This is a genomic window from Actinomyces sp., assembly GCF_030524025.1.
Taxonomy (GTDB): domain Bacteria; phylum Actinomycetota; class Actinomycetes; order Actinomycetales; family Actinomycetaceae; genus Actinomyces.
In genome coordinates this window covers 44,590-57,173 of sequence record NZ_JAUNHI010000011.1, presented here as the reverse complement: position 1 = coordinate 57,173, position 12,584 = coordinate 44,590, and the positions used below count along the sequence as shown (strand labels likewise).

Here is a 12,584-nt window from a genome sequence, read left to right as displayed (position 1 = left end):
CCCCCACGGGCCTGGGGATCTCCCCCGGGCGGCCCGGCCCGGCCGGGTCACCCCGCCCTCCCCCCCGCCGGGGCGCCCCCCCGCCGCTGTGCGCGGGGGCCGCGCCGCGTGTGTTGCGACCCGGTGTCAGTCGGTGCGCACGCCGAGGACGTAGGTGCCGCTGTAGCCGTCGGACAGGTCGGCCAGCGTCACCCGCACCATGCCGGTGCCGTCGACCTCGTAGCGCTCCTGGATCCGCGGGCCCCACCCGGTGCGCTCGACGGTGACCTGGGCCAGGTCCTCCCTGCCCCGCAGTGCGGGGTCGAAGGGGAAGACGATGTCCTCGTAGGGGGCGATCTCCCCGCGGGGCGCGCCATGCTCGTCGACCCCGGCGCACTCGGCGAAGCGGTACCACCCGACGTTGTGCACGGCGGGGTACTCGCGCACGAGCACCGTGCCCTGCAGGCCGAAGGAGTCCTGCAGCACGGCGTCCTGGGTCAAGATGGCGTCGAAGACCGTGCGGGTGCCGCCGTCGGCCTCGCGGAAGACGCCGAAGCCTCGCGACAGGCGGTCCTTGAGGCGGGCCCGCGAGGAGCGGTCGGCGGCGATGGCCAGGCCGATGGCCGTGGAGGCGGCGGGGTAGGGCGAGCGGTGGACGCGGCGGCCGAAGCGCTCACGGAGCATACGCGGGACGAGGGGGAAGGAGGAGGCCCCGCCCACGAGGTAGATCCCGGCGATGTCGGTCAGGTCCGGGCCGCCGTCCTCGAGCCGTCCCACGAGGGGCGACATCGTCTCCAGGCTCCGCTCGACCAGGGGGACCGCGGCCTCGTAGAGGTCTGCCGCCTGCAGGACGACGTCGTGGTCGCGCAGGCTCAGCAGGAGGCGGCGCGTCTGCGGCGCGAGCGCCTCCTTGGCGTCCCGGCACTGCACGAGCAGGTCGTCGAGCTCGCCGGGGCTCAGCGACTGCTCATCGACCCCGGCCCGGGCGAGCACCATCTCGACCAGGAGCAGGTCGATGTCGTCACCGCCCAGGTCGCCCAGGCCCCGGGAGGCCAGCACCTCGTGGTCGTCGTCGCGCACGTCGACGACCGAGGAGTCGAAGGTGCCGCCTCCCAGGTCGTAGACGAGGACCCGGGTGCGACGCGAGGAGACGGTCGATGCCTTGCGGTGGGTGTACTCGAAGCCAGCCGCGCTGGGCTCGTTGAGCATGGCGGTCACGTGAAAGCCGGCCGCTCGGAACGCCTGGAGCGTGATGAGGCGCTGCGCCCCGTAGGCGTGCGCGGGCACGGCCACCGCCACGTTGACGTCCTCGTCCCCCGGGTCCTTGCCGTCGAGCGCCCCCGAGGCCAGCAGCCGGCGGCGCACGTCGGACAGGTAGCTCGTCAGCACCTCGAGCACCCCGAAGGTCCGGTCACCGATGGTCACCGGGGTGGTGGCCTTGACGGTGGGGGAGGACAGGACCCGCTTGAGGCTGCGCAGCAGCGGCGCACCGGCCCTGGCGGCGGCCAGGGCATCGAAGCCGTGGACGAGCCCGTCGTCGACCAGCGCGCTGACCGACGGCAGGTACTCGTGGGCGTCGCCCTGGGTGTCGGTGAAGGTGAGCACGGGGTAGTTGCCCCGGTCAGCGCGCGCGACCACCGTCCGGGTCGTACCCAGGTCGATGCCCAGGTCGAGGACCCCGGGGGAGTCGTGGGATGCGGACAGGGACGTGGAGGGACTACTACTCCCGCTTCGGGCTGCCATGGCAGGACCTTATCGCCGTATGGCGCGCCGTCCGGGCACCTCTCAGTGAGGCGTCCGCCTCTTTGCAACCGGCTGACAACCGCACCGGGACGTTGGGCCGGGACGTGACCAGTCCCACCGCCGCACGAGGTGAACAGTTGGTGAACAGCACCCATCGGCGCAACGAACCCGGATACCGGCGGGTAAGAATGTGTTCGGGCCACGTCCAGGTGGCCCGGGCCTGTCCACCGTCGTACCACCGGTGCCCCACCAGGCCCACCGGCCTGACTGGGAATGGCATGACTACAACCCTGTTCATCGTGGCGGTCGTCGTCGTCGTGGCGCTCGTCTTCGACTTCACCAACGGTTTCCACGACTCCGCCAACGCGATGGCGACCTCGGTCGCCACGGGCGCTCTGACCCCCAGGCGTGCGGTGCTCATCGCCGCCGTCCTCAACGTCATCGGTGCCCTGCTGTCCACCGAGGTGGCCAAGACGATCTCCCACGGGATGTTCGACGACTCGATCATCCAGGCGGCCCCTGAGATGGTGCTCGCGGGTCTGGCGGGGGCGATCCTGTGGAACCTGGCGACCTGGCTGTTCGGGCTGCCGTCCTCCTCCTCACACGCCCTGTTCGGCGGTCTGATCGGCGCGGTCATGGTCGCGGCCGGATCGGCCGGAGTGCACTGGGGCACGGTGCTGTCCAAGATCATCCTGCCTGCCTTCCTCGCCCCGTGCGTGGCCGGGCTGGCCGGGGCGGTGGCCACGTGGATCGCCTACCGGATCGCCCGGCCCACCGACCGCTACAGCCAGTCGGTCTTCCGCAACGGCCAGCGCATCTCGGCCTCGATGGTGGCACTGGCGCACGGGACCTCCGACGGCCAGAAGACGATGGGCGTCATCACGCTCGTCCTCGTCGCGGGCGGCTACCAGGAGGCGGGCACCGCCCCCCAGTGGTGGGTCATCATCACCGCCGGCCTGGCGATCGGCCTGGGCACCTACTCCGGTGGCTGGAGGATCATGCGCACGATGGGCAAGGGCCTGGTACACATCGACTCCCCGCAGGGCTTCGCCGCCGAGACGGCCTCGACCGTCGCCATCCTGGCCTCCTCCCACCTGGGCTTCGCCCTGTCGACCACCCACATCTGCACCGGCTCGATCCTCGGCTCGGGCGTGGGCCGCGGCACGGCCGTGTCCTGGCGGACCTTCGGCAAGATGGGCACCGCCTGGCTCATCACCCTGCCCTGCGCGGGCCTGGTGGGCGCCATCACCTCCTTCATCGCCGTCAACGGGGGAGTCCTGGGGACCCTGACCGTCATCGGCCTGCTGATCGTCGGCGCCATGCTCATCATCCGCCAGGCGAACCACAACCGGGTCGACTTCTCCAACGTCAACGACGCCAATGAGGTGGTCGTGGGACGGCGGGCCGACCCCGCGCTGGGCCGCGAGCCCAAGACCGTCGATCAGGTCAGGAGCGAGCTCGTCGGCGCGGCCGGCGCGGCGGACAAGGAGCTGCAGGCATGAGCATCGACTGGGCCTCCCTGGGACTCGTCACCGTCGTCACGGTTCTGGGCACCGCCTTCATCCTGGCCATATCCTCCTCGGCGGCACGCATGCTCGACGAGGTGCACCTGCGCCGCAAGGCCGGTCAGGTCAAGGGCATCCACGCCGCCGAGGTCCTCGCGGGCTTCTTCCTGCTCATCGCCGCGGGCATCGTCCTGTACGGCCTGTGGCTCATCGTCCCCTACTTCCACTAGCGGCAAGGCCCCGTTCTGGGCTGTCGTTACCGGCCCGGCTGCTCCGACCCGCTGCTAGTCTCCGCTCATGACGGAGGACTTGAGGGCCCTCGCCCTGGCGGCGGTGGGCGCCTCCCGCGCGGTCGAGGATCCCGACTACCCCCGGTACCACGTGGCCCCTCCCGTCGGGCGCCTCAACGACCCCAACGGACTGCTCATGGACGCCGGGACCTACCACGCCTTCTACCAGTTCAGTCCCTTCCACCCCCACCGCAAGCTCGTCTACTGGGGGCACGCCACCTCCACCGACCTCGTCACCTGGCGCAACCACGCCCCGGCGATCGTCCCCGACTCGCCCTACGACCGCTCGGGCTCCTACTCCGGCAACGCCCTCGTGCTCGAAGACGCCGAGGCAGCCATGGCCCCGGCGGGCGCCCCCTACCAGCTCTTCTTCACCGGCAACCTCAAGGACCCGGTCACCGACGAGCGCAGCTCCAGCCAGTGCCTGGCCACCTCCACCGACCTCGTGGACTTCGCCAAGTGGCCGGGCAACCCGCTCCTGCCCGCTCAGCCCGCGGGCTACACGGCCCATTTCCGTGACCCGCAGGTGTGGCGCGACCCCGAGGACCCGGGCTCCTTCCGGATGATCATCGGCGTCCAGCGCGCCGACCTGACCGGCGCCGCCCTCCTGTACCGATCCAGGGACCTGCTGACCTGGACGGCCGAGGGCGAGCTCACCTTCCCCGACGCCGACGGCGCCTTCGACTCCTTCGGCTACATGTGGGAGTGCCCCGGCCTTGTACGGCTGACCGACGAGCTGACCGGCCAGGAGCGCGATGTGCTCATCTGGTGCCCGCAGGGCATCACCCCCGACGCCGAGGGCTTTGAGAACATCTACCCGGTCACCTACACCGTGGGCCGCCTGGTCGGAACCGAGCTGCGCGAGTGCGACGGCAGCTTCGCCGAGGTGGACCGCGGCTTCGAGTACTACGCCCCGCAGGCCTTCGCCCGCCGCCCCGGCGAACCGGGACCCGTCCTGCTGGCCGGCTGGGCCGGCAACACCGAGCAGGACGAGCACCCGTCGATGGACAGTTGGGGGTGGGTCCATGCCCTGACCGTGCCCCGCGAGCTGTCCCTGCGCGCCGGCCGGCTCATTCAACGCCCCGCGCTGCGCGTCGAGCCCGGAGCCGGCCTGTCGGTGGGGGAGCGGGGCCTGGACGCTCACGACGGGCTCGTCGACCTCGCCGAGCTCGACGGCCACCGGTCCTGGCACCTCGTGCTCGACGTCGAGCACGCTGCGGGACGGTGGGGGCTGGTCATCGGCGACGAACGTTCCTCGGTGACCGTGTCCCTGTCTCCGGCAGGGCAGGACGGAGGCGCCCCACCGGTCCTCGAGGTCGACCGCTCCCGGTCGCGCTACACCCGGCACGGCACGCACCGACGGGTCACCCTTCCACCGGGCACCGACCGGCGCCTCGAGGTGCTGCACGACCGGTCGGTCACCGAGCTCGTCGTCGGCGACGGCGACACGCTGTTCACCTTCCGCTCCTACGTCTCGCCGACGGCCACCGGTGCCGCGCTGTTCACCGACGGGTCCCTCCGGCTCGCCGGGGCACGAGCGGTCCTGCACGACTGATGACCGGGCGTCCCGGCTCCACGCGCGCCGGGCGCCCTGCACATCGTCGCTATCTGTTGCGGAAAGATCACGGCCGCGGTAACGTGACCAACGTTTGACACAGTGAGCGGCCGCCCGACGTCGCAGTCGACCACCGGGACCGCCCGCAACCACCAGCTCAATGCAGAGTCCCCATTCCCAGAGAAAGGAAGCCCGGGTGGCAATGGATCACGCCCGCGTGGCGAAAGACGTCCTGACATACGTCGGAGGCGCGGAGAACATCAGCGCGGCGGCGCACTGCGCGACGCGTCTGCGTCTCGTTCTCAACGACATGGACAAGGTGGATCAGAAGGCCCTCGACAAGGACCCCGACCTCAAGGGGACCTTCATCGCCGGTGGCATGTTCCAGATCATCGTCGGCCCTGGGGACGTTGACCACGTCTTCAAGGAGATGGTGACCAAGGGAGGCGTCAAGGAGGTCTCGAAGGACGAGGCCAAGGAGCAGGCGGCCAAGGGCGGCAACCCCGTGTCCCGCTTCATCAAGATGGTCGCGGACATTTTCGTCCCGATCCTGCCGGCCCTCATCGCCGGCGGTCTCATGATGGCGATCCACAACGTGCTCACCGCGGAGGGCATGTTCGGCGATCAGGCGCTCACCCAGCGCTGGGCGTGGCTGGAGGACTACGCCGGCCTCATCAATCTCGTGTCCTCGGCCGCCTTCGCCTTCCTGCCCGTGCTCGTGGGCTTCTCAGCGGCCAAGCGCTTCGGTGGCAATGTCTACCTGGGCGCCGCCATGGGTGCTGCCATGGTCTCAACCTCCCTGCTCAGTGCGTACTCGATGTCCGATGAGGTCGCCGCCAGCAACTTCTGGCTCTACCAGGGGATCGGCACCAACTGCTCCTTGACCGACGCGACGTGCATCGCCCAGCTGTCCTCCGAGGGGGCGATCCCGGCCCCCGACACCTGGAGCCTCTTCGGGCTGTCGGTCGACAAGATCGGCTACCAGGCGATGGTCATCCCGGTCCTCGCGGTCACCTGGATCATGTCGATGATCGAGAAGTGGCTCCACAAGCGGCTGTCCGGCACCGCCGACTTCCTGCTCACCCCGCTCATCACGCTCCTGGTCACCGGCTTCCTCACCTTCGTTGTCGTCGGCCCATTCACCCGCATCCTGTCCGACGGCATCACCGATGGCATCGCCTGGCTGTACAACACTGTCGGCCCGGTGGGCGGGCTCCTCTTCGGGCTCGTTTACTCGCCGATCGTCGTCACCGGCCTGCACCAGTCCTTCCCGGCCATCGAGCTGCCCCTCATCGCCGAGATGTCCAACGGCGGCCCCGGCTCCTTCATCTTCCCAATCGCCTCGATGGCCAACGTCGCCCAGGGCGCCGTGGCCCTGGCGGTCTTCTTCAACACCCGTGACCCCAAGCTCAAGGGTCTGGCGGGTGCCGGTGGTGCCTCGGCGGTCTTCGGCATCACCGAGCCCGCCATCTTCGGTGTCAACCTGCGGCTGCGCTGGCCGTTCTTCATCGGAATGGGTGCCGCCGCGCTCGGTGGCGCCATGGTGGCCATCCTCGACATCCACTCCCAGGCGCTGGGCGCGGCTGGCTTCGTCGGCTTCGTGTCCATCGTTCCTGACGACATTCCGAAGTACATCGTCCTCGAGCTCGTCGTCTTTGCCCTAGCCTTCGCCGCCGCCTTCGGGTACGCACGCAGCGCCCGCGGGCGGGCCACGCTGGCCACCGACGCGGATGAGGCCGCTCTCGAGGCCGAGGTGACAGCCGCCCACGAGCCCGTCGTCGTCGAGCTGCCCGAGGGCGCCGACAGCGACTTCGCGATCACCGCGCCCATCGAGGGCACGGCCATCGCCCTGTCGGAGGTCGAGGACCAGACCTTCGCCTCGGGCATGCTCGGCCCGGGCCTGGCCATCGTGCCGGCCTCCGGCCCGGTCGTCTCACCGGTCGACGGCGAGATCATCGTCGCCTTCCCGACCGGGCACGCCTACGGCATCCGCTCGGCCAGCGGCATCGAGCTGCTCATCCACGTCGGCATGGACACCGTCCAGCTCGAGGGCAAGCACTTCACCCCCAAGGTCCAGGCCGGTGACCAGGTCCTGCGCGGCCAGACCCTGGTCGAGGTCGACTGGAATGGCGTGACCGACGCCGGCTACCAGATCGTCACGCCGATCGTCGTGTCCAACGCCACGGCCTTCGGGGACCTGACCGACCAGGCCAGTGGTGAGGTCGCCAGGGAGGACTCGCTGTTCGCGGTGACTCCCGCGGCACAGGGCGCCGAGGCCTGAGACGGCACCGACCGCCAGCACGAGCCGCGCGGGTCGTGGGATCGCAAGGTCCCGCGGCCCGCGCGGCTCGTGCACCGACCAGCCACAGACTCCTCCAGACGCCTCGCCGAACCACCGTGACTGTCGGCGCGCCGCGCCGTCGTCAGACGGTCGACCCGGTGAGCACCGTGACCGGCAGCTCGATGGGGGAGGGGCTCGTGTCGATCTCCTCGCCCTGGGAGACGGCCTCGACCTGGGTGAGGAGGACATCGACGGCGGTGCGGGCGAGGGCGCCGATCGGCTGCTGGACGGTGGTCAGCTCGGGCAGGGCCCGGCGGACGGCGGCCGTGCCGTCGAAGCCGATGACCTTGAAGTCGGCCGGCACCTTCAGGCCCCGACCGGCGGCCCAGTGCAGGACGGCGGCGGCCGACAGGTCATCGGTGGCGAAGACAGCGTCGACCTGGGCGTCCACGGCGTCGAGGTGGGCGTTGATGAGCCTGGCGCGCTCGGCATCGGGGGTGTGGAAGTCGACGGTCATGATGATCGGCTCGATGCCCGCCTGTTCGAGGACCCGGCGGTAGCCCGCCTCGCGACGGTTGTGGGTGCCGGTGCGGGAGGTCAGCAGCGCGGGGCAGCGAGCACCTCGTTCGAGGAGCAGCTCGGTGGCCACGCGACCGCCCTCCTCGTTGGCGCAGCGCACGTTGGGCACGGTGGGGGACAGCTCCCTGTCAACCGTGACCAGGGGGAGGCGCACGGTGTCGTACTCCTTGAGGTTCTCGTTGTGCGCCCCGGAGATGATGCCGTCGACCCGGTGGGACACGAGCAGGTCGAGGTACTCGCGCTCCCTGTCGGCCCGTCCCATGGAGTTGCACACGAGGATCCGGTAGCCCTGGCCGGCCAGGGCGTTCTCGATCTCCGCGGCGAGCTCGCCGAAGAAGGGCAGGGCCACCGTGGGGACGATGACGCCGATCGTCTGGGTCGACTTGCCGTGCAGGGCGCGCGCCACCTGGTTGGGGCGGTAGTTCAGCTCGGCGATGGCGGCCGCCACCCGCTCCTTGATCGAGTCGGAGAGGTAGCCGCGATTGTTGAGCACTCGGGAGACGGTCGTCAGAGACACTCCGGCGGCTTGGGCGACATCGGCAAGGGTGGGCTCACGGCGTGCTGCCATCGGGCCTCCTTACTCCGGATGTCGAACCAATCTGTGTCTAGCGTAAGCCCCGAGGGCCCCGGATCCATCATCAACGGGACTGTGGGCTCCGACATCATCGCAGGTCAGAGGGGTCGGCGCCTCGATCACGGCACGTAATGACATAATGTACATTATCGGCGATGGGGGAACGGGGCTGGGCAGCTCCGGCCACTGGCTCATGTACCGTTGCACGGATGCGCACGACGAGCCCGACTACTGAAGCCCACGACCGCACCGCAGGCACGCCGGCCCATGCCGCCGACTCCCATGACGTCATCGTCGTGGGCGGCGCCCGTGAGAACAACCTGCGCGGCATCGAGGTGACGATCCCCAAGCGACGCCTGACCGTCTTCACCGGCGTGTCTGGCTCGGGCAAGTCGTCACTGGTCTTCTCCACGATCGCCGCCGAGTCCCGCCGACTCATCAACGAGACCTACTCCAGCTTCGTCCAGGGCTTCATGCCGTCGACGGCCCGCCCCGACGTCGACGTCCTTGAGGGGCTGACCCCGGCGATCATCGTCGACCAGGAGCGCATGGGCGCCAACCCGCGCTCGACCCTGGGCACGGCCAGCGACGTCAACGCCATGCTCCGACTGCTCTACTCGCGCCTGAGCACCCCCCACATCGGCTCGACCCAGGCCTTCGCCTTCAACGTCCCCTCGGTCTCGGGTGGTGGAGCGCTCAAAACCGTCAAGGACGGGCGCACGGTCCTCGAGCGCAAGCACTACACGGTCCAGGGCGGGATGTGCCCCCGCTGTGAGGGCCGTGGCTCGGTGTCGGACATCGACCTGGCCGAGATCTACGACGAGAACCTCTCACTGCTCCAGGGGGCCATTAAGGTCCCCGGCTACACCCCGGACGGATGGCTCGTGCGGGTCTTCGCCTCCTCGGGCTTCTACCCCGCCGACAAGCCGATCAAGAGCTTCACCCCCGCCCAGCTCGACGACTTCCTCCACAAGGCCCCCACCAAGGTCAAGATCGACTCCCACTCGATGACCTACGAGGGCCTCGTGCCCAAGATCCGCAAGTCGATGCTGTCCAAGGACGTCGACTCCCTCCAGCCCCATGTCCGGGCCTTCGTCGAGCGGGCCGTCGTGTTCCGCACCTGCCCGGATTGCGAGGGCACGCGCCTGGCCGAGCCCGCGCGCACCGCGACCATCGACCGGGTCTCCATCGCCCAGGCCTGCGCCATGCAGATCTCCGACCTGGCTACGTGGGTCGGGCGCCTGGAGCGGGCCGCCCGGGGCGAGGCGCCCCAGGACGGCGAGCAGGCACCGCAGGTCAAGGGCATCGAGGGCGCGGCCCCGCTGCTCACCGGGCTGCGCGAGACCCTGGAGGCCTTCGTCACCATCGGGCTGGGCTACCTGTCCCTGGACCGCTCGGCCTCCACGCTGTCGGGCGGCGAGGCCCAGCGCACCAAGCTCGTGCGCCACCTCGGCTCGGCGCTGACCGACGTCACCTACGTCTTCGACGAGCCGAGCATCGGCCTGCACCCCCACGACATCGCCGCAATGAACCAGCTCCTTCAGTCGCTGCGGGACAAGGGCAACACCGTGCTCGTCGTCGAGCACAAGCCCGAGACCATCGCGATCGCCGACCACGTCGTCGACCTGGGGCCCGGCGCCGGGACCCACGGTGGGACCATCACCTTCAAGGGCGACGTCGCCGGGCTGCGGCGCTCCGACACGCTGACCGGCCGGCACCTGGCCGACCGCGCCCAGCTCAAGGACACCGTCCGCTCCCCCACCGGCGTCATTGAGATACGGGGGGCGGCCACCAACAACCTCCGCGACGTCGACGTCGACATTCCCCGTGGCGTGCTCACGGTCGTCACGGGAGTGGCCGGCAGCGGCAAGTCGAGCCTCATCCACGGCAGCCTGTCCCCCATGGACGGCGTGGTCACCATCGACCAGTCACCCATCAAGGGCTCGCGGCGCTCCAACCCCGCGACCTACACCGGCCTGCTCGAGCCAGTGCGCAAGGCCTTCGCCAAGGCGGGCGGCGTCAAGCCCGCCCTGTTCTCGGCCAACTCCGAGGGCGCCTGCCCGGTGTGCAATGGCGCCGGGGTCATCGACACCGAGCTGGGATTCATGGACACCGTGACGACGACCTGCGAGGCCTGCGAGGGGCGGCGCTACAACGACGAGGTGCTCGCCTATACCTTCGGTGGCAAGAACATCGCCGAGGTCCTGGCCCTGAGTGCCGAGGACGCCCTCGAGCTGTTCGCCTCCCCCGCCTCCAAGGTGCCCGCGGCGGCCGCCGTCCTCAGGCGCCTGGTCGACGTCGGCCTGGGCTACCTGCGCCTGGGGCAGCCCTTGACGACCCTGTCCGGCGGGGAGCGCCAGCGGCTCAAGCTCGCCGTCCATTTAGGCGAGGCCGGCGACGTCGTCGTCCTGGACGAGCCCACCGTGGGCCTGCACCTGGCCGACGTCGAGGCCATGCTCGCCCTGCTCGACCATCTGGTGGAGGCCGGGCGCTCGGTTGTCGTCATCGAGCACCACCAGGCCGTCATGGCGCACGCCGACTGGATCATCGACATGGGACCGGGCGCGGGCCATGACGGCGGGCGGGTGGTCTTCACCGGCACCCCCCGCCAGATGGTCGAGGGGCGCACCACGCTGACCGGCCAGTACCTGGCCGACTACGTCGCCTCCTGAGGCCGGGGCGTCCTCCCACGTCCACACCCTGATGACCCTGCGGCTGTGACGCGGCCGGACCAACCCCATCCGCCAGTGTCATATGTCCCGATCTCGAGGTGCCATATCTACCGATCTCGCGGAGGGGCCGTCAGTCGCCCAGGGCGGTGCCCACGGCCCGAGCGGCCCGAATCCACTCGTGGTCGGTGGGGACGTACTTGATCCTGCCGGCCACCTCGGCCAGCGGCACGAGCGCGGTGTCATGGCCACGGTCGGCCACCATGACCCCGAAGGTCCCCTCGGCCACCGCCCGGACACCGGCGACCCCCAGGCGGGTGCCCAGGAGACGGTCGGCCGCGTTGGGAATGCCGCCGCGTTGGACATAGCCCAGGATGGACACGCGCGCCTCGAGGCCGGTGGTGGCCTCGAGCTCCTCGGCCAGGGTGAAGGTGTTGGCCCGGTGCGAGGCCTCAAGGGCCTTGACATTGCGCTTGGCCATCGCCTTGAGCTCGGGGGTCGAGGCGTCCTTGACCAGGGCACGCGCCCGGTCGAGCTCGGCGGCGTCGGCCTGGGCGAGGGCGCCCTCGGCCACTGCGATCACCGAGAAGGTCGAGCCGTGGGACCGGCGCTGCTCGATCCGCTCGGCGATGGCCGCCACCGAGTAGGGGATCTCGGGCAGGAGGATGACGTCGGCGCCCCCGGCGATGCCGGCCCCCAGGGCCAGCCAGCCGGCCCGGTGGCCCATGATCTCGGCCAGGATGATCCGGTGGTGGGAGTGGGCGGTGGAGTGGAGGCGGTCGACCGCCTCGGTGGCGATCTCCAGTGCGGTGGAGAATCCGAAGGAGGAGTCGGTCTCGACGATGTCGTTGTCGATGGTCTTGGGCAGGTGGATGACGTTGAGGCCGGCGTCCATGAGGCGCTTGGCGTTCTTGGCCGTGCCTCCCCCGCCCAGGCAGATGAGCGCGTCGAGGCCGTTCCGGGCGTAGTTGTCCACGATCGTGGGCACCATGTCGCGCACCTCGCCGTCGACGACCATCCGGTGGACCTTGTCGCGGCTCGTGCCCAGCATTGTCCCGCCGGTGGTCAGGATCCCCGACAGCGCGGCCCCGTCCAGCTCGGTGAAGCGGTTCTCGGCCAACCCTCGCAGGCCGTCGCGGAATCCCAAGAGGGTCCAGCCGTGGTCCCGGATCGCCGCCTTGCCGAAGCCGCGGATCGCCGCGTTGAGTCCGGGGGCGTCGCCGCCCGCCGTCAGGATGCCGATGCGCTTGGTTGCCATGGCGGCAGTATGCCGCTGCCGGGGCCGGGTCAGTGGGCCGAACGACGCCGGCGTCTCACGGCGGGCCTGAGGGGGTAGACTTCACGGCCGGGCGGCCCCGGCCGCCGGTACAACCCCGCCTTCGGCGGCCCGGCGGGAATGGCAGGCGGCC

Annotated in this window: 8 protein-coding genes; 5 read left to right on the top strand and 3 right to left on the bottom strand. The window is 70.3% G+C overall.

The features are described from left to right. Window positions 1-126: 126 nt before the first annotated feature. The gene (locus Q4C85_RS06085; protein WP_303140608.1) at window positions 127-1,722 is read right to left on the bottom strand and encodes an Hsp70 family protein; all 1,596 of its coding nucleotides are present in this window, start codon (window positions 1,720-1,722) and stop codon (window positions 127-129) included. A gap of 278 nt (window positions 1,723-2,000) precedes the next feature. On the opposite strand from Q4C85_RS06085, the gene Q4C85_RS06080 reads away from it, so the two are divergent. The 4 genes from Q4C85_RS06080 to Q4C85_RS06065 all read left to right on the top strand — a co-directional run bounded on the left by Q4C85_RS06080 (window position 2,001) and on the right by Q4C85_RS06065 (window position 7,353). Next, window positions 2,001-3,224, top strand: coding sequence for an inorganic phosphate transporter (locus Q4C85_RS06080; protein ID WP_303140607.1), 1,224 nt, complete (start codon window positions 2,001-2,003; stop codon window positions 3,222-3,224). Next, entirely contained in the window at window positions 3,221-3,457 is a 237-nt protein-coding gene (locus Q4C85_RS06075) for a hypothetical protein (protein ID WP_303140606.1), read from the top strand. The genes Q4C85_RS06080 and Q4C85_RS06075 overlap by 4 nt, the downstream gene beginning before the upstream one ends. A gap of 67 nt (window positions 3,458-3,524) precedes the next feature. After that, on the top strand, window positions 3,525-5,072 hold the full coding sequence (locus Q4C85_RS06070) for a glycoside hydrolase family 32 protein (RefSeq protein ID WP_303140605.1): 1,548 nt from the start codon (window positions 3,525-3,527) through the stop codon (window positions 5,070-5,072). A 202-nt stretch (window positions 5,073-5,274) separates the two neighbouring features. Continuing rightward, window positions 5,275-7,353: a sucrose-specific PTS transporter subunit IIBC gene (locus tag Q4C85_RS06065; protein WP_303140643.1), complete on the top strand. Its 2,079-nt coding sequence runs from the start codon at window positions 5,275-5,277 to the stop codon at window positions 7,351-7,353. Window positions 7,354-7,495: 142 nt separating this feature from the next. Here Q4C85_RS06065 and Q4C85_RS06060 read toward each other — a convergent pair whose 3' ends face one another. Further along, window positions 7,496-8,500, bottom strand: coding sequence for a LacI family DNA-binding transcriptional regulator (locus Q4C85_RS06060; protein ID WP_303140604.1), 1,005 nt, complete (start codon window positions 8,498-8,500; stop codon window positions 7,496-7,498). Window positions 8,501-8,715: 215 nt separating this feature from the next. On the opposite strand from Q4C85_RS06060, the gene Q4C85_RS06055 reads away from it, so the two are divergent. Continuing rightward, window positions 8,716-11,178 carry an excinuclease ABC subunit UvrA gene (locus Q4C85_RS06055; RefSeq protein WP_303140603.1) on the top strand — a complete coding sequence of 821 codons (2,463 nt, stop codon included), beginning with the start codon at window positions 8,716-8,718 and terminating at the stop codon, window positions 11,176-11,178. Between the two features lie 130 nt (window positions 11,179-11,308). Here the strand turns inward: Q4C85_RS06055 and Q4C85_RS06050 are convergent, their stop codons facing one another. Further along, window positions 11,309-12,433, bottom strand: coding sequence for an ATP-dependent 6-phosphofructokinase (locus Q4C85_RS06050; RefSeq protein ID WP_303140602.1), 1,125 nt, complete (start codon window positions 12,431-12,433; stop codon window positions 11,309-11,311). Between the last annotated feature and the right edge of the window lie 151 nt (window positions 12,434-12,584).